The 16145-nt window shown below is 66.4% G+C and carries 16 protein-coding genes and 1 other RNA gene; 8 read left to right on the top strand and 9 right to left on the bottom strand.

What is annotated here, in order from left to right; all coding sequences use genetic code 11:
• Window positions 1-57 precede the first annotated feature (57 nt).
• Entirely contained in the window at window positions 58-1035 is a 978-nt protein-coding gene (locus KH389_RS25935) for an NADPH:quinone oxidoreductase family protein (RefSeq protein ID WP_043863397.1), read from the bottom strand.
• Between the two features lie 156 nt (window positions 1036-1191).
• On the opposite strand from KH389_RS25935, the gene KH389_RS25930 reads away from it, so the two are divergent.
• Entirely contained in the window at window positions 1192-1602 is a 411-nt protein-coding gene (locus KH389_RS25930) for a flagellar basal body-associated protein FliL (RefSeq protein ID WP_054915500.1), read from the top strand.
• On the opposite strand, the gene KH389_RS25925 is transcribed toward KH389_RS25930, so the two are convergent.
• The 4 genes from KH389_RS25925 to KH389_RS25910 all read right to left on the bottom strand — a co-directional run bounded on the left by KH389_RS25925 (window position 1603) and on the right by KH389_RS25910 (window position 6954).
• Complete coding sequence (locus KH389_RS25925) at window positions 1603-2712, bottom strand: ABC transporter permease (protein ID WP_213606511.1); 1110 nt, start codon at window positions 2710-2712, stop codon at window positions 1603-1605.
• Window positions 2712-5447 carry a ribosome-associated ATPase/putative transporter RbbA gene (rbbA, locus tag KH389_RS25920; protein ID WP_213606509.1) on the bottom strand — a complete coding sequence of 912 codons (2736 nt, stop codon included), beginning with the start codon at window positions 5445-5447 and terminating at the stop codon, window positions 2712-2714. Before rbbA ends, KH389_RS25925 begins: the two co-directional genes overlap by 1 nt.
• The gene (locus tag KH389_RS25915) at window positions 5444-6409 is read right to left on the bottom strand and encodes an HlyD family secretion protein (RefSeq protein ID WP_043863401.1); all 966 of its coding nucleotides are present in this window, start codon (window positions 6407-6409) and stop codon (window positions 5444-5446) included. Before KH389_RS25915 ends, rbbA begins: the two co-directional genes overlap by 4 nt.
• Before the next feature lie 95 nt (window positions 6410-6504).
• Window positions 6505-6954 (bottom strand): EVE domain-containing protein, encoded by a 450-nt coding sequence (locus KH389_RS25910; protein ID WP_078480689.1) that lies wholly within the window; start codon window positions 6952-6954, stop codon window positions 6505-6507.
• Window positions 6955-7137: 183 nt separating this feature from the next.
• On the opposite strand from KH389_RS25910, the gene KH389_RS25905 reads away from it, so the two are divergent.
• Entirely contained in the window at window positions 7138-7287 is a 150-nt protein-coding gene (locus KH389_RS25905; RefSeq protein ID WP_167400226.1) for a hypothetical protein, read from the top strand.
• 16 nt (window positions 7288-7303) lie between these two features.
• Here the strand turns inward: KH389_RS25905 and KH389_RS25900 are convergent, their stop codons facing one another.
• The 4 genes from KH389_RS25900 to KH389_RS25885 form a co-directional block, all read right to left on the bottom strand.
• On the bottom strand, window positions 7304-7909 hold the full coding sequence (locus KH389_RS25900) for a 5-formyltetrahydrofolate cyclo-ligase (RefSeq protein ID WP_043863403.1): 606 nt from the start codon (window positions 7907-7909) through the stop codon (window positions 7304-7306).
• Window positions 7910-7995: 86 nt separating this feature from the next.
• Window positions 7996-8173, bottom strand: a non-coding RNA gene (gene ssrS / locus KH389_RS25895) — 6S RNA.
• A 19-nt stretch (window positions 8174-8192) separates the two neighbouring features.
• Window positions 8193-8510, bottom strand: coding sequence for a cell division protein ZapA (locus KH389_RS25890; protein WP_043863404.1), 318 nt, complete (start codon window positions 8508-8510; stop codon window positions 8193-8195).
• On the bottom strand, window positions 8507-8716 hold the full coding sequence (locus KH389_RS25885) for a TIGR02449 family protein (RefSeq protein WP_043863405.1): 210 nt from the start codon (window positions 8714-8716) through the stop codon (window positions 8507-8509). Before KH389_RS25885 ends, KH389_RS25890 begins: the two co-directional genes overlap by 4 nt.
• 153 nt (window positions 8717-8869) lie before the next feature.
• Between KH389_RS25885 and KH389_RS25880 the strand changes: the two genes are divergently transcribed.
• The 6 genes from KH389_RS25880 to KH389_RS25855 all read left to right on the top strand — a co-directional run bounded on the left by KH389_RS25880 (window position 8870) and on the right by KH389_RS25855 (window position 16113).
• Window positions 8870-9424 (top strand): YecA/YgfB family protein, encoded by a 555-nt coding sequence (locus KH389_RS25880; RefSeq protein WP_043863406.1) that lies wholly within the window; start codon window positions 8870-8872, stop codon window positions 9422-9424.
• A gap of 26 nt (window positions 9425-9450) precedes the next feature.
• Window positions 9451-10785, top strand: coding sequence for a Xaa-Pro aminopeptidase (gene pepP / locus KH389_RS25875; protein ID WP_043863469.1), 1335 nt, complete (start codon window positions 9451-9453; stop codon window positions 10783-10785).
• The gene (gene ubiH / locus KH389_RS25870) at window positions 10782-11978 is read left to right on the top strand and encodes a 2-octaprenyl-6-methoxyphenyl hydroxylase (protein WP_116052403.1); all 1197 of its coding nucleotides are present in this window, start codon (window positions 10782-10784) and stop codon (window positions 11976-11978) included. Before pepP ends, ubiH begins: the two co-directional genes overlap by 4 nt.
• 36 nt (window positions 11979-12014) lie before the next feature.
• On the top strand, window positions 12015-13232 hold the full coding sequence (locus KH389_RS25865) for a 2-octaprenyl-3-methyl-6-methoxy-1,4-benzoquinol hydroxylase (protein ID WP_167400227.1): 1218 nt from the start codon (window positions 12015-12017) through the stop codon (window positions 13230-13232).
• Between the two features lie 105 nt (window positions 13233-13337).
• Window positions 13338-14339: an extracellular solute-binding protein gene (locus KH389_RS25860; protein WP_043863409.1), complete on the top strand. Its 1002-nt coding sequence runs from the start codon at window positions 13338-13340 to the stop codon at window positions 14337-14339.
• A 151-nt stretch (window positions 14340-14490) separates the two neighbouring features.
• The gene (locus KH389_RS25855; protein WP_196932021.1) at window positions 14491-16113 is read left to right on the top strand and encodes an ABC transporter permease; all 1623 of its coding nucleotides are present in this window, start codon (window positions 14491-14493) and stop codon (window positions 16111-16113) included.
• The last annotated feature ends 32 nt before the right edge of the window (window positions 16114-16145 follow it).

The raw sequence follows: 16145 nt of genomic DNA, 5'->3' as shown, positions 1-16145 counted from the left end.
CACGCCTCTATCGCGGGTCAAATCCGCTCCCACAGGGCAGCGCGGGAGCGGGCTTGGCTATCGCACAGACACCACCAGCTTGCCCACCGCCTTGCGCCCCGCCAACTGCTCGATTGCAGCCCCGGCATCGGCCAGTGGGTAGGTCTGCGACACCAGTGGTTTCAGCTTGCCCTCGGCATGCCACGCAAACAGCTGCTTGAAGTTCGCGGCGTTATCCGCCGGCTGGCGCTGCGCGAACGCACCCCAGAACACCCCCAGCACCGCCGCGCCCTTGAGCAGCGTCAGGTTCACCGCCAACTGCGGGATCTGCCCGCTGGCGAACCCCACCACCAGCATCCGTCCGTTCCACGCCAGCCCGCGCACCGCCTGCTCGAACAGCTCGCCGCCCACCGGGTCGAAAACCACGTCCACGCCCTGGCCACCGGTCAGGCGCTTGATCTCGTCCTTGAGGCCGCTTTCGCTGTAGTTGATCAGCTCGTCGGCACCGGCAGCCTTGGCCACGGCCAGCTTGTCGGCGCTGCTGGCCGCTGCGATCACCCGCGCGCCCAGGGCCTTGCCGATCTCCACCGCCGCCAGCCCGACACCGCCCGACGCGCCCAGCACCAGCAGGGTTTCCCCGGCTTGCAGATGCCCGCGCTGGGTGAGCGCGTACATCGAGGTGCCGTAGGTCATGCCGAATGCGGCAGCCGTGGCGAAGTCCATGTGCGCCGGGATCGGCATCACGTTGTAGCCCGGCACCGCGATCTGCTCGGCAAAGCTGCCCCAGCCGGTCAGCGCCATCACCCGGTCGCCCACCTGCAACGGCCCGGCCTTTTCGCCCACCTCCAGCACTACCCCTGCTGCTTCGCCACCCGGCGAGAACGGCAGTGGCGGCTGGAACTGGTACTTGCCCTGGATGATCAGGGTGTCGGGGAAGTTGACCCCCGCCGCATGCACCTGCACCAGCACTTCATTGCGTTTGGGCACGGGGCTGGCGACCTCTTCGAGGACCAGGTCGCTGGCCGGACCATGGGCTTTGCACAACACGGCTTTCATCAGGGCTATTCCTTTGCGGGTGGTGGCCGATAAGTGTAGGTGGGCAGGGTGTCGGGTCAACGAGCATGCCCCGGCCTGATAAGCCGGCATAAGCCCGGGCTTGGGTTTGGCGAAGGCGCTGGGTATGCTGGCGCCAACTGTTTGAGGAGCGAATTGGTGAAAGCGTGGATCTTGATGGTACTGGCCCTGATGCTGCCAGCGGCGGCCATGGCCGAAGAAGCCAAGGACGGAGAGGGCGCGCCGAAGGTGTCGTACATCTCCCTGACCCCGCCACTGGTGGGCAACTATGCCCTTGATGGCGGCCCCAAGCTGCGCGTGTACAAGGCCGATGTGGCGTTGCGCGTGGACAACGATGTGGATGCGGCCGCGGTCAAGCACCACGAACCGCTGATCCGCAACCAGCTGGTGGCCCTGTTCACCCAGCAGAGCCTGGACGGCATGAGCAACGTCGAGGCCAAGGAACACCTTCGCCAGGAAGCCCTCAAGCAGGTGCAGCAGGTGCTCAACGGCGAAGAAGGCCGGCCGGTTGTGGCCGACCTGCTGTTCAACAACCTGATCGTGCAGTAGTCACGAGGCCAGGCTGCGGCGAAAGCGTGCCAGGGCGATCGCAAAGAACGCCAGGCCGATCGCCGCCAGCGCCAGCAGGTCCGGCCACACCACCGATGCGTTGGCGTCGCGGAACAGGATCGCGGCACCCAGGCTGACGAAGTGGGTGGAGGGTGACAGTTGCATCACCCACTGCAGCCATTGCGGCATGCTGTCCAGCGGCGTGCTGCCGCCCGACAGCAACAGCATCGGGATGATCACCGGGATCGCCAGCAAGCCGAACTGCGGGGTCGAGCGCGCCAGTGTGGCGAGGAAGATCCCCAGCGCGGTGCTGGCGAACAGGTACAGCGCGGTCACGCCCAGGAACAACCCCATGGAGCCGGCCAGCGGCACTCCCAATGCCCCCTTGACCACCACCTCCAGCGACACCCAGGTGCACAGCACCACCACCAGCGCGTTGCTGCCGATCTTGGCCAGCATGATTTCCAGTGCCGTCAGTGGCAGTACCAGCAAGTGGTCGAGGGTGCCATGCTCGCGTTCGCGCAGCAGCGCAGTGCCGGTCAGCACGATGGCCAGGATGGTGATGTTGTTGACGATCTGGATCACCGCCAGAAACCAGCCGCCCTCCAGGTTGGGGTTGAACAGCGCCCGTGGGCTCAGCAGCGCCGGGCTCTGCACGGCCTGCTTGGCGTAGTCGAGCAGCTCGCGTTCGAAGATCCGCCCGATGTAGCCGGCGCCCATGAACGCCTGGCTCATGGCGGTGGCGTCGACGTTCACCTGCAGTTCCGGGGTGCGCCCGGCCAGCAGGTCGCTCTGGAAGTTCACCGGGATATTGATCACGAAGGTGTACTGGCCGCTGTTCATGGCCTGGTCGAGCTGGTCGTAGGGCAGCGTCACCGCCGGCTGGAACTCCGGCGGTTGCAGCGCCTCGCCCAGCTTGCGCGAGACCAGGCTGTGGTCTTCGTCGACGATGGCCACGCTGGCGTTGTGCACGCCGATCACAGAGCCGGCGGCGGGCATGTAGATGGCCACGCTGAAGGCATACAGCAGAAACAGCAGCAGCACGCTGTCGTGGCGTAGGCTGGTCAGCTCCTTGAGACCGAGGCGGTAGATATGGGCCAGGCGCTGCATCAGACCTCCTGCTTTTTCAGCATGATCAGGCTCAGCCCGGTGAAGCCGGCGAAGAACCCGAACAGGGCCAGGCACTGCGGCCATAGTTCGCGTAGGTCCAGGGCCTTGGTGAAGGTGCCGACGGCAATGTCGAGGAAGTAGCCGGCCGGGAACAGCTGACCCATCAGTGCTGCCGCGCCATCGAGAGAAGAGCGCGGCACGATCAGCCCGGAGAACTGGATGGTCGGCAGGCTGGTGATGATCATGGTGCCCAGGATCGCCGCGATCTGGGTGCGGGTGAATGCCGAGATCAGCAGCCCCAGGCTGGTGGTGGCCAGCAGGTACAGCACCCCGCCGCAGGCCAGGGCCAGCGCGCTGCCCTTGAAGGGCACGCCGAACAGCCAGCGGTTCATCGCCACCAGCAACGCCAGGTTGACCAGGCTCACCAGCAGGTACGGGGCCTGCTTGCCGAGCAGGAACTCCAGGCGCGTGAGCGGCGTGGCGTAGAAGTTGGTGATCGAGCCCAGCTCTTTTTCACGCACGATGCCCAGTGCCGTGAGCATCGCGGGAATGAATGCCAGGATCAGCGCCATCACCCCGGGGCCGATGGCGTTCACGCTGATCACGTCCTGGTTGTAGCGAAAGCGGGTTTCAAGTTTCACCGCTGCCTGGCCTGGTTGTGCGCGGCTGCTCAGCGCGGCGAGCTGTTCGAGGTTGGCCTGATGCACGGCCTCCACATAGTTGCGGCTGGTTTCGGCGCGAAACGGCATGCCGCCATCGAGCCAGGCCGCCACCACCGGCTGGCGCCCGGCATTCAGGTCGCGGCCAAAGCCGGGGGGAATCTCCAGCGCCAGCTTGATTTCCGAGCGTTGCAGGCGCTTGTGCAGTTGCGCGGCGTCGCGGATCGGCGCCTGTTCGGCGAAGTAGCGCGAGCCGCGAAACGCTTCCAGGTACAGACGGCTTTGCGGGCTCTGGTCCTGGTCGTAGACCGCGAATGCCAGGTTCTCCACGTCCAGCGAAATGCCATAGCCGAAGATCACCATCATGAACAGCGCACCGAGCAGGGCGAAGGCCAGGCGCACCTTGTCGCGCAGCAGCTCTTTGCCTTCGCGGGTGGCTACCGCGAACAGCCGCACGAAGCTGAAGCCGCTGCGGGGTGGCGGGCTGGCGGTCTCGGCGGTGGTGCTCACCGGTTGGGCCTCGGTCGGCGCCGGGCTGCTGTTCTGCGCCTGTTCCAGGCAGGTGACGAAGGCGTCTTCCAGGGTCTGGCCGCCGAACTGCTGTTGCAGCGCGGCCGGGGTATCGCAGGCCAGTACACGGCCGGCGTGCATCAGCGAGATGCGATCGCAGCGCAGCGCCTCGTTCATGAAGTGGGTGGACAGGAAGATGGTCACGCCCTGCTCGCGGGACAGCTCGATCAGCAGGCGCCAGAAGTCGTCGCGTGCGGCCGGGTCGACGCCGGAGGTGGGTTCGTCGAGGATCAGCACTTCAGGCCGGTGCAGCACCGCCACGGCCAGCGACAGGCGCTGGCGCAGGCCCAGCGGCAGGGCGCCGGACTGCTGGGCGGCAATGTCGCCCAGGTCGAAGCGCTCGATCAGTTCGGCGATGCGCGGGGTGCTGTCGGCCTTGTTCAGGTCGAACAGGCGTGCGTGCAGCTCGAGGTTCTGACGCACGCTCAGTTCGCCATACAGCGAAAAGCTCTGGGACATGAAGCCGACGCGCTTGCGCGTGGCCAGGTCCTTGGCGTCGACCGGGCGGCCGAGCAGGGTGGCGCTGCCTTCGCTGGCCGGCATCAGGCCGGTGAGCACCTTCATGGTGGTGGTCTTGCCGCAGCCGTTGGAGCCCAGGAAACCGAAGATCTCGCCACGGCCGATGGCGAAGCTGACCTTGTTCACTGCGGTGAAGTCGCCGAAGCGCAGGGTCAGTTCATGGGCCTCGATGGCGATGTCGCCGTCGTCGGCCGGGCGTGGCGGGATCACCAGCGGCGCCTGGGTGCGGCTGCGGTCATCCTGCTGCTGGCTCTGGTAGCAGGTGAAGGCGTCGTCCAGCTTGCCGCTGGCGGTGGCGCCGGCCAGCTCGCGGCTCAGCCCCTGTGCGATCAGGCGACCACGGTCGAGCATCAGGCAGTGCTCGAACTGTTCGGCCTCTTCCATGTAGGCGGTGGCCACCAGCAGGGTCAGTTGCGGACGCTCGCTGCGCACCTGCTCCACCAGCTCCCAGAAGCGCCGGCGCGACAGCGGGTCGACGCCCGTGGTGGGCTCGTCGAGAATCAGCAGGTCGGGCTCGTGGATCAGTGCGCAGCACAGCCCGAGTTTCTGCTTCATGCCCCCGGAGAGCTTGCCTGCCGGGCGCTCGGCAAAGCGTTCCAGGTCGGTGGCCAGCAGCAGCGCGTGCATGCGCGTGTCGCACTCGGAACGGCTCAGGCCGAACAGCGTGGCGAAGAAGCGGATGTTCTCGCTGATCGACAGCTCAGGGTACAGGTTGCCGCCCAGGCCCTGGGGCATGAAGGCGATGCGCGGGTACAGGCTGTTGCGATGGCGGCGCTGGCGGATCGAGCCGTCCAGCACCTGCAACTCGCCCTGTTGCAGCTTCTTGACCCCGGCAATCAGCCCCAGCAGGCTCGACTTGCCCGCACCGTCCGGGCCGATCAGGCCGCAGCGGGTGCCTGCCGGCAGTTCAAAGCAGATGTCCTGCAGGGCCTCGAGGGAGCCGTAGCGGTGGCTGATGCCACGCGCCTGCAGCGCCAGGGCCGTCATTGCAGGTTGGCCGGCCAGTCCACGGGGGCGCTACGCACATAGCCGGCGCCGGGCATGCCGGGCTTGGCCTGGGGCACCGCGCTGGGCTCGGTCAGGCGCAGCTTGACGCGAAACACCAGCTTCTGGCGCTCGTCACGGGTTTCCACCTGCTTGGGGGTGAACTGCGCCTTGGCTGCCACGAAGCTGATCTTGGCCGGCAGCGCGCGGTCGGGCAGGGCATCGAGCACGATGCGCGCCTGGTCGCCCACGGTCAGCTTGCCGGTGGTGGAGGCGGGCAGATAGAGGTTCATGTACTGGTCGCTGGGGTCGATCAGCAGCAGTACGCGCCCGCCGGCCCCGAGCACTTCGCCCGGTTCGGCCAGGCGCAGCTGGATCACGCCATCGATGGGCGCGCGCAGGCTGCTGTCGTCGATTTCGCTGGTGAGCTGGGCCACCTGGGCCTCGGCGGCACCGATGGCGGCCTTGATTGCCGCGAGTTGCGCTCGCGCTGCCACCACGGCTGAATTGCTGGTGTCGTAGCGGGCCTGCTGCTGGTCGAGCAATTGCTGGCTGGAGTACTTGCGCTGGAACAGTTCGCGCACGCGCTTGAGTTCCTGGCTGGCCAGCAGCTGTTCGCTCTGGCGCAGCTGCACGGTGGCCTGGGCGGCCGCGTAGTTCTCGCGGGCACGCAGCACTTCGGCTTCGGCCTGGTTGCGCTGGGCCTCCATGGTGCGGGTGTCGATGCGCGCCAGCAGTTGGCCCTTGTGCACTACGTCGCCCTCGTCGGCCAGCACTTCGGCCAGGCGCCCCGGCACTTTGGTGGCGATCTGCACCTCGGTGGCCTCAAGGCGACCGTTGCCCATGCTCAGGCCTTCGGGCAGACGGTCGTGCATGGACTTCCAGTAGCCCAGGCCGCCGGCTGCCACCAGCAGCGCAATCAGCGCGCCGGCAAAGAGTTTGGGGGTGTGTTGGCTCATCGACATGCACCTGCATCCTGCTGCGTTTGACGTCAGAGTCTGACGTTTTGCCTACCGTGGCGGGTTGATACGTATCAAACGAGTGGGCATCTTACGCGAAATTAACGTAGTGCGAGCACCGCGGCCCATTGTTCGTCCGTCACCGGCATCACCGACAGGCGGCTGCCCTTCTGTACCAGTGGCAGTTCGGCCAGTGCCGCCTGTTGCTTGAGGTAGCCAAGGCCCAGCACCTTGCGCAAGGTTTCCACATGCTCCACGTCCACTGCGCTCCACGGGTTCTTCTCGGCGTTGGCCTTGGCGTCGAAGTAGTGGCTCTCGGGGTCCAGTGCGGTGGGGTCGGGGTAGGCGGCGGTGGTGATGCGGGCAATACCGGCGATGCCGGGCTCGGGGCAGCTGGAGTGGTAGAAGAAGAACAGGTCGCCCACCGCCATGGCGCGCATGAAGTTGCGCGCCTGGTAGTTGCGCACCCCGTCCCAGCGCGCCTGGCCGAGGCGGGCGAGGTCTTCGATCGAGAGCTCGTCGGGCTCGGATTTCATCAGCCAGTAGGCCATCGTTGACGCTCCAGACAAAGTTTGAAATAACCTGTTGCATGAAACCGACAGCCGGTTGGCGTCAACGTTTGCGTGTGGCACCAGGTTGTCGGAGAATGCGCGCATTTTAAGCTTGACGCTGCTGCACGGCATAATAAAAACCGTTGCTGTCATCGTGATGAGTTTGCCTGAGGGGGGCAATCGATGAATCGCAAACCGGATTTGCTCTGGGTGCTCGTTTTTCTGTTTGGCCTGGGTGTGGTCACCACCGGCTATGCACAAAGCCTGTGGGAACAGAAACTCGAAACAGCCGCCTACGAGATGCCGGCCGCCCCGACCCCCGTCAAGCGTTGAGCCTTGCGGCGCCCGTTCAGGGTGCCAGGTACCACCCCCTGTCCGATACCGTGCCCTGCAGCGGCACGTCCCAACTGGCCTGGGCCAGTCGTTGCACTTTCTGGCATTCGTGCGCCAGCCCCAGCAGCAGGGGTTTCTTCCAGGCCTTGCGCCGCCCCTGATACGCCAGGCTGCGGTCATAGAACCCGCCGCCCATGCCCAGTCGCCCACCCGTCTCGTCGAAACCCACCAGCGGCAGCAGGATCAGGTCCAGTGCCCAGGTGGGTCGCTGGCGTGTGAGATTGATGCGTGGTTCGGGGATGCGGAAGCGGTTGGGGCGCAGTTTTTCACCGTGCTCGAAGCGCTGGAAGGCCATGCGGGTTCTGGGCCAGGCGTGCAGCACCGGCAGGTAGGTATGCTTGCCTCGACGTTGAGCTTCGCGCAGCAGCAGGCGCGGGTCGATCTCGCTGTCGTTGGGCAGGTACAGGGCAATGTGCCGGGCACGACGAAACAGCGGGTGCTGCGCCAGTTGCCGGTACAGGCCGCGCGCGGCACGGCGCTGTTCGGCCGGGCTGAGGGCACGGCGGGCATCACGGAGCAGACGACGAAGTTGGGGGCGGGTAAGCGGCGCGGTGTCGGTCATGGCACGGGCGGTCCCTGGGGCGACTGCCACGCAGGGGTGGCAGTGCATGTGCGTGCGCCGCTGGGCGGGCGCAGGCTGGAGAATTCAGGCTCCCCGACGAACCGCTGTCGGTGTAGCCCTTGAACCCGAAAGTTCAAGGTGGAGATTACAGGAGGCGTTAAGGCTTTCCGTCAAGCGGACATGCACACCGGCCCCACGTGCAACCCCCGTGGTTGTGCGTATCGGCTCAGGGACATGACCGACTGGCAAGCACTCCAGGGAGTGGTCGGAGTATACCCGAAACTCAGGCCGGTTTTGAACCCGCGTCGTCGGCCAATGCCTGATCGACACGTTCGAGCAGGTCGCGCACCTGTTCACGGGTGGCACCGCCGGTGGGCGCCTGCGGGCGCTCCTGATTGTGCAGCAGGTCGTGGGTGATGTTCAGCGCCGCCATCACCGCGATACGGTCGGCGCCGATCACCTTGCCGCTGCTGCGGATCTCGCGCATCTTGCTGTCCAGGTAGCGCGCTGCGCTGACCAGGTTGCTGCGCTCTTCCGGCGGGCAGATGATCGAATACTCCTTGTCGAGGATCTGAACGGTGACGCTATTGCTTGAACTCATGAGTCTTGCTCCAGGGCCTTGAGCCGCGAAATCATCGATTCGACCTTACGCCGGGCGATCTCGTTTTTTTCGATGAGGTGGGCGCGCTCCTCGCGCCAGGATTTTTCCTGAGCTAATAGGAGTGCATTTTGCCGCTTTAGTTGCTCGACACGTTCGATCAACAGCTCGAATCGGCCCATCAGCGCTTGCAGGTCGTTCTCTGGCATGACGTGCCACTCGCTTTTGTCAGACGGGTCTTACCCGCTCATTAAGTTCCGGCATGCCCCGAATTGGCGGCGTCGATGGTCTTGGCGCGCCTGCCGGTGCTAGGATACAAGGCCTTCATTCTAGTCATTGCGCCGTCTGGCGCCTAGCTGCCCATGCCCATTACGAATTCGCCATACACCGCTTTTGCCACCTTGCTCACCAGCAACGGTCACCCTGTTTCGCCTGCCGAGCTTCACGGCTTGTTGCTCGGGCGCAGCTGCGCCGGCGCCGGCTTCGATGCCGACGGCTGGTTGGCCGATGCGGCCCACCTGCTGGAAGTCGATCCTGTAGACAATGTTCGTAACGCTTTGATCGGCCTGCAGGAGATGGTCAAGGGCGAACTCACCGGTGAAGAAGTCACCGTCGTGCTGTTGCTGCCCACCGACGATGCCCCGCTGACCGAGCGTGCCATCGCCCTGGGCGAGTGGTGCAAAGGCTTCCTGTACGGCTTCGGCCTCAACTCGGCAGGCCTGAGCCTGAGTGCCGAAGCCAAGGAAGTGCTGGGTGACCTGGATGCCATTTCCCAGGTCCAGGATGCACTGGAAGAATCCGAAGACGGCGAAAGCGACTATATGGAAGTGATGGAGTACCTGCGCGTCGCACCGATGCTGCTGTTCTCCGAGCTGGCCAAGCCACAGGCGCCTGCGCCCAAGCCTTCCTTGCACTAAATGCCGAACAGGGGTTCCTCGTGCCAATAGCCCATATCCCCAAAGCGGAGTATGCCCGTCGTCGCAAGGCGCTGATGGCGCAGATGGAACCCAACAGCATCGCCATCCTGCCCGCGGCCGCGGTGGCCATTCGCAACCGCGACGTGGAGCATGTGTACCGCCAGGACAGCGACTTCCAGTACCTCAGCGGCTTCCCGGAGCCCGAGGCGGTGATTGCGCTGATCCCCGGCCGCGAGCACGGTGAGTACGTGCTGTTCTGCCGCGAGCGCAACCCCGAGCGCGAGCTGTGGGACGGCCTGCGCGCCGGCCAGGAAGGCGCGATACGCGAATACGGCGCGGACGATGCGTTCCCCATCACCGACATCGACGACATCCTGCCGGGCCTGATCGAAGGCCGCGACCGGGTGTACTCGGCCATGGGCAGCCACCCCGAATTCGACCGCCACCTGATGGAGTGGATCAACGTGATCCGCTCCAAGGCCAACCTCGGCGCCCAGCCACCGAACGAGTTCGTTGCGCTGGATCATCTGCTGCACGACATGCGCCTGTATAAATCGGCCACGGAAGTGAAGGTGATGCGCGAGGCCGCGGCGATTTCGGCACGCGCCCATGTGCGGGCCATGCAGGCCTGCCGCGCCGGGTTGCACGAATACAGCCTGGAGGCCGAGCTGGACTACGAGTTCCGCAAGGGCGGGGCGAAGATGCCGGCCTACGGCTCGATCGTGGCATCGGGTCGCAACGCCTGCATCCTGCATTACCAGCAGAACGACGCGCTGCTCAAGGACGGCGACCTGGTCCTGATCGACGCTGGGTGCGAGATCGACTGCTACGCCAGCGACATCACCCGCACCTTCCCGGTCAGCGGGCGCTTCTCGCCGGAGCAGAAAGCGATCTACGAGCTGGTGCTCAAGGCCCAGGCTGCAGCCTTTGCCGCGATTGCACCGGGCAAGCACTGGAACCATGCCCACGAGGCCACCGTGCAGGTGATCACCGAAGGGCTGGTGGAGCTAGGGCTGCTCAAGGGCGACGTGCCGGCGCTGATCGAGGCCGAGGCCCATCGGGCCTTCTACATGCACCGCGCCGGTCACTGGCTGGGGCTGGATGTGCACGACGTCGGCGAGTACAAGGTCGCCGACCAGTGGCGCGTGCTGGAGCCGGGCATGGCCCTGACGGTGGAGCCGGGCATCTACATTGCTGCCGACAACCAGAGCGTCGCGAAGAAGTGGCGCGGTATCGGCGTACGAATCGAGGACGACGTAGTGGTGACCAAGCAGGGCTGTGAAATCCTGACCTCCGGCGTACCGCGCACGGTGGCCGAAATCGAAGCATTGATGGCGGCTGCACGCAGCCACGCCGCATGAGCCGGGTCAACCTTGCCATCATCGGTGGCGGCCTGGTCGGTGCCAGCCTGGCGCTGGCCCTGCAGGCCGGGGCCAGGGCGCGTGGCTGGAAGATCCTGCTGATCGAGCCGTTCGCCCCCGGCGACAGCTTCCAGCCCAGTTACGACGCACGTTCCTCGGCGCTTTCCTACGGTACCCGGCAGATCTACGAGCGTCTGGGCCTGTGGCAGCCGATCAGCCGCCGCGCCGAACCGATCCGCCAGATCCAGGTGTCCGACCGTGGCCGCTTTGGCGCCACCCGCCTGGACGCCCTGGAAGAAGGCGTGCCGGCACTCGGCTACGTGGTCGAGAACGCCTGGCTCGGCCAGTGCCTGTGGCAGGGGCTGGATGCCGAGGTGGTGACTTGGCGCTGCCCGGCGCAGGTCAGCGCGATGCAGCCGCTGGCCGACGGCTACCGCCTGACACTGGATGACGACACCACGGTGGACTGCGACCTGGCGGTACTGGCCGACGGCGGGCGTTCCGGGCTGCGCGAGCAGTTGGGCATCCACGTCAGCCAGCGCCCGTACAACCAGAGTGCGCTGATCGCCAACATCACCCCGAGCGAGGCCCATTGCGGGCAGGCGTTCGAACGCTTCACCGATGACGGCCCGATGGCCTTGCTGCCGCTGCCGGAAAACCGCTGCGCGCTGGTCTGGACCCGTGCCGGAATGGATGCCAGACGGCTGGCCGAGATAGACGAACGAGCCTTCCTGGCCGAGCTGCAAGGCGTGTTCGGCTACCGTCTGGGCACCTTGCGCCAGGTGGGCGCGCGTCACCTCTACCCGCTGTCGCTGGTCGAGGCCCAGGAGCAGGTGCGCTCGCACCTGGTGGTGCTGGGCAACGCCGCGCACAGCCTGCACCCGATTGCCGGGCAGGGTTTCAACCTGTCGCTGCGCGACGTGCAGTCGCTGGCCGACGGTCTGCTGGCCGGGCCTGAAGTACCGGGCGACCTGGCGACCCTGCAGGCCTACCGCGAGCGCCAGCGCCTGGACCAGGACCTGACCGTGGGCTTCTCCGACAAGGTCACGCGGCTGTTCGGCAGCGGCCAGCCGTTGCTCGCCACCGGGCGCAACCTGGGCCTGCTGGGCCTGGACCTGCTGCCCCCGGCCAAGCGCTGGTTCGCCCGCCAGGCCATGGGCCTGGGTACACGCCCGGACCAGCCTGGCCAATGACCCCTTCTTCTCTTTATCGGGCTTGAAAGCATGGAAATGCGCGCAGATCTGTTGATTGTCGGTGCCGGAATGGTCGGTAGCGCCCTGGCCCTGGCCTTGCAGCACAGTGGCCTGGACATCCTGCTGCTCGACGGCAGCCCCCTGACGGTCAAGCCGTTCGATGCACAGGCGCCCTTCGAGCCGCGAGTCAGCGCGCTGTCGATGGCCAGCCAGCGCATCCTCGAGCGCGTGGGCGCCTGGCAGCACATACGCGAGCGGCGCCTGAGCCCGTATTCGGACATGCACGTGTGGGACGGCAGCGGCACCGGGCAGATCCACTTTTCGGCCGCCAGCGTGCACGCCGAGGTGCTCGGCCACATCGTCGAGAACCGCGTGGTGCAGGACGGTCTGCTGCAGCGCCTGCACGACAGCGAGATCGGCCTGCTGGCCAACGCCCGCCTGGAGCAGATGCGCCGCAGTGGCGACGACTGGCTGCTGACCCTGGCCGATGGCCGCACCCTGCGCGCGCCGCTGGTGATTGCGGCTGACGGAGCCAACTCGGCGGTGCGCCGCCTGACCGGCTGCCAAACCCGTGAGTGGGACTACCTGCACCACGCCATCGTGACCAGCGTACGCTGTGCCGAGCCGCACCAGGCCACGGCCTGGCAGCGCTTCACCGATGACGGCCCGCTGGCGTTTCTGCCACTGCTGCGCGACGGCCAGCAGCACTGGTGCTCCATCGTGTGGTCGACCACGCCTGCGCAGGCCGAGCGCCTCATGGCCCTGCCGGACGAAGCCTTCTGCGCCGAGCTGGAGCGGGCCTTCGAGGGCCGCCTGGGCACGGTGCTGGCGGCCGACCCACGGCTGTGCGTACCGCTGCGCCAGCGCCATGCCAAGCGCTACGTGGCCGAGGGCCTGGCGTTGATCGGCGATGCGGCCCACACCATTCACCCGCTGGCCGGGCAGGGCGTGAACCTTGGCTTTCTGGATGCGGCGGTGCTGGCCGAAGTGCTGCAGCATGCCCATGAGCGCGGCGAGCGCCTGGCCGACGTGCGCGTGCTGAGCCGCTACGAACGACGGCGCATGCCGCACAACCTGGCCTTGATGGCCGCAATGGAGGGCTTCGAGCGCCTGTTCCAGGCCGACCCGCTGCCGCTGCGCTGGCTGCGCAACAGTGGCCTGAAGTGGGTGGAGCAACTGCCGGAGGCCAAGGCGCTGTTCGTGCGCCAGGCGCTGGGGCTGAGCGGCGACCTGCCGGAGCTGGCACGGGCCTGAGGCGGCACCGCAACATCTGGTAACTCCTCCCTTGGCAGTTCGGTTGAGAAGGCAAATGGCATTCACTACCATTTGCGCCTCTCCCGCATTCCGAGGACCGCCTTCATGTTGCCACGCAAGCATCTACTCGCCGCCCTGGCGCTCACCCTGCTGGGCGGTACCGCACAGGCGGCGGACGAGGTGGTGGTGTATTCCTCGCGCATCGACGAGCTGATCAAGCCGGTATTCGATGCCTACACCAAGGAAACCGGGGTCAAGGTCAAGTTCATCACCGACAAGGAAGCGCCGTTGATGCAGCGCATCAAGGCCGAGGGCAGCAACGCCACCGCCGACCTGCTGCTGACCGTGGATGCCGGCAACCTCTGGCAGGCCGAGCAGATGGGTATCCTGCAGCCGATCAAGTCGGCCGTGATCGACGCCAACATTCCCCCGCAGTATCGCGCTTCGTCCCATGACTGGACCGGCCTGAGCCTGCGCGCGCGGACCATTGCCTACGCCACCGACCGGGTCAAGCCCGAGGAGCTGAGCACCTACGAGGCGCTGGCCGGCAAGGAATGGGAAGGGCGCTTGTGCCTGCGTACCGCCAAGAAGGTCTACAACCAGTCGCTGACCGCGACCCTGATCGAAACCCACGGCGCCGAGAAGACCGAAGAGATCCTCAAGGGCTGGGTGAACAACCTGTCCACCGACGTGTTCTCGGATGACGTGGCAGTGCTCAAGGCCATCGAGGCCGGGCAGTGCGACGTGGGCATCGTCAATACCTACTACTATGGCCGCCTGCACAAGGAGCAGCCGCAGCTGCCGATCAAGCTGTTCTGGCCCAACCAGGCCGACCGTGGCGTGCACGTCAACCTGTCGGGCATCGGCTTGACCCGGCACGCGCCGCACAAGGAGGCCGCGATCAAGCTGGTGGAGTGGATGACCGGGCCGCAGGCGCAGAAGATCTTCGCCGATGTGAACCAGGAGTTCCCGGCCAACCCCAAGGTGGAACCTTCGGCAGAAGTGGCGGCGTGGGGCAAGTTCAAGGCCGACAGCCTGCCGGTGGAAGTGGCGGGCAAGCGTCAGGCTGAAGCGATTCGCCTGATGGATCGGGCTGGCTGGAACTGAGCGCAAGGCTTTATTCTTGCGGGGCCCCTGTCGGGGCCCATCGCGGGTCAAGCCCGCTCCTACAGGGATCACCGTGGCCCTTGTGGGAGCGGGCTTGACCCGCGATAGACCGCAACGCGGTCGCTCTCACCTTCGCCAGAGATCTCCCCCCGTGTCACACCCCGCCCAACGCCGCTGGTACCCCCTGGTCTTCACCGTCTGCGCGCTGGTGCTGCTGCCGCTGAGCGTGCTGGTGCTGTCGTGGCAGAGCATCGACCTGCAGATCTGGTCGCACCTGCTCGACACCCAGATGAGCCGCCTGTTGGGCAACACCCTGACCTTGATCCTCGGCGTGGGCGTCGGCGTCACCGTGCTGGGCGTGAGCCTGGCCTGGCTCACCAGCTTGTGCGAATTCCCCGGCCGACGCTGGCTCGACTGGGCATTGATGCTGCCCTTCGCCATCCCCGCCTATGTGCTGGCGTTCGTCTTCGTCGGTTTGCTGGACTTCTCCGGCCCGGTGCAAACCCTGCTGCGCGAATGGTTCGGCCCCATGCGCCTGCCGCGCGTGCGCTCCACCGGCGGGGTGATCATCGTGCTGGTGCTGGTGTTCTACCCCTATGTCTACCTGCTGGCACGTACCGCCTTCCTGGCCCAGGGCAAGGGCCTGATGGAAGCGGCGCGGGTGCTCGGGCAATCGCCGCTGCAAGCCTTCTGGCGCGTGGCCCTGCCCATGGCGCGGCCGGCGATCGGCGCGGGCGTGGCGCTGGCGCTGATGGAAACCCTGGCCGACTTCGGCGCGGTGGCCGTGTTCAACTTCGACACCTTCACCACCGCCATCTACAAGACCTGGTACGGCTTCTTCAGCCTCTCCAGCGCCGCCCAGCTCGCCAGCCTGTTGCTGCTGGCCGTCATGCTGGTGCTGTACGGCGAGCGCCGGGCCCGCGGTGCGGTACGCAGCAGCAACGAGCGGCCCCGGGTGGCGGCGCTGTACCACCTGCACGGGGTCAAGGCGCTGGCTGCCAGCAGCTGGTGCCTGCTGGTGTTCGCCTGCGCGTTCGTTATCCCGGTGCTGCAGTTGCTGGTGTGGTTCTGGCAGCGCGGGCGTTTCGACCTCGACGAGCGCTATGGCGCGCTCATCCTGCATACCCTGTACCTGGGCGCCATGGCTGCGCTGATCACCGTGGCGGTGGCACTGCTGCTGGCGTTTGCCCGACGTCAGGCCCCCACCCGTGTGGTGCGCGCCGGGGTCAGCCTGGCCAACCTGGGCTACGCCTTGCCCGGCTCGGTATTGGCGGTGTCGATCATGCTGGCCTTCAGTTACCTCGACAACCAGCTGGTGGTGCCGCTTTCGAGCTGGCTTGGCGGTGCCGGCCGGCCGCTGCTGATGGGCAGCCTGGCGGCACTACTGCTGGCCTATCTGGTGCGCTTCATCGCCGTGGCCTACGGCCCCTTGGAAAACAGCCTGGGGCGCATCCGGCCCTCGCTGCCGGAGGCCTCGCGCAGCCTCGGGGTCAGCGGCCCGCGATTGTTTTTCAAGGTGTATCTCCCGCTGCTGGTGCCGGGTGCGCTGAGCGCGGCGCTGCTGGTGTTCGTCGATGTGCTCAAGGAGATGCCCGCCACCCTGCTGATGCGCCCGTTCGGTTGGGACACCCTGGCGGTGCGGGTATTCGAGATGACCAGCGAGGGCGAGTGGTCGCGTGCCTCGCTGCCGGCGTTGACGCTGGTGCTGGTGGGGCTGCTGCCGGTCATCGGTTTGATAAGGCGTTCGGCGCGTCACCCGGGTCAGAGTCACTGAGGGTGTAAGGCTGCGCCCTTGCGGCTACAATG

Origin of the sequence: Pseudomonas qingdaonensis (assembly GCF_018398475.1) — a bacterium.
GTDB lineage: Bacteria > Pseudomonadota > Gammaproteobacteria > Pseudomonadales > Pseudomonadaceae > Aquipseudomonas > Aquipseudomonas palmensis.
This window is presented reverse-complemented; position numbering and strand designations above follow the sequence as displayed.

What these genes read in the sequence shown, in the direction of transcription:
- ubiH (WP_116052403.1), top strand. Translation starts at nt 10,782, where the DNA reads ATGAGCCGGGTCAACCTTGCCATCATCGGTGGCGGCCTGGTCGGTGCC.
- KH389_RS25860 (WP_043863409.1), top strand. Translation starts at nt 13,338, where the DNA reads ATGTTGCCACGCAAGCATCTACTCGCCGCCCTGGCGCTCACCCTGCTG.
- KH389_RS25900 (WP_043863403.1), bottom strand. Translation starts at nt 7,909, where the DNA reads ATGACCGACACCGCGCCGCTTACCCGCCCCCAACTTCGTCGTCTGCTC.
- rbbA (WP_213606509.1), bottom strand. Translation starts at nt 5,447, where the DNA reads ATGACGGCCCTGGCGCTGCAGGCGCGTGGCATCAGCCACCGCTACGGC.
- KH389_RS25935 (WP_043863397.1), bottom strand. Translation starts at nt 1,035, where the DNA reads ATGAAAGCCGTGTTGTGCAAAGCCCATGGTCCGGCCAGCGACCTGGTC.
- KH389_RS25915 (WP_043863401.1), bottom strand. Translation starts at nt 6,409, where the DNA reads ATGTCGATGAGCCAACACACCCCCAAACTCTTTGCCGGCGCGCTGATT.
- KH389_RS25865 (WP_167400227.1), top strand. Translation starts at nt 12,015, where the DNA reads ATGCGCGCAGATCTGTTGATTGTCGGTGCCGGAATGGTCGGTAGCGCC.
- KH389_RS25905 (WP_167400226.1), top strand. Translation starts at nt 7,138, where the DNA reads ATGAATCGCAAACCGGATTTGCTCTGGGTGCTCGTTTTTCTGTTTGGC.
- KH389_RS25885 (WP_043863405.1), bottom strand. Translation starts at nt 8,716, where the DNA reads ATGCCAGAGAACGACCTGCAAGCGCTGATGGGCCGATTCGAGCTGTTG.
- KH389_RS25910 (WP_078480689.1), bottom strand. Translation starts at nt 6,954, where the DNA reads ATGGCCTACTGGCTGATGAAATCCGAGCCCGACGAGCTCTCGATCGAA.
- KH389_RS25925 (WP_213606511.1), bottom strand. Translation starts at nt 2,712, where the DNA reads ATGCAGCGCCTGGCCCATATCTACCGCCTCGGTCTCAAGGAGCTGACC.
- KH389_RS25880 (WP_043863406.1), top strand. Translation starts at nt 8,870, where the DNA reads ATGCCCATTACGAATTCGCCATACACCGCTTTTGCCACCTTGCTCACC.
- KH389_RS25890 (WP_043863404.1), bottom strand. Translation starts at nt 8,510, where the DNA reads ATGAGTTCAAGCAATAGCGTCACCGTTCAGATCCTCGACAAGGAGTAT.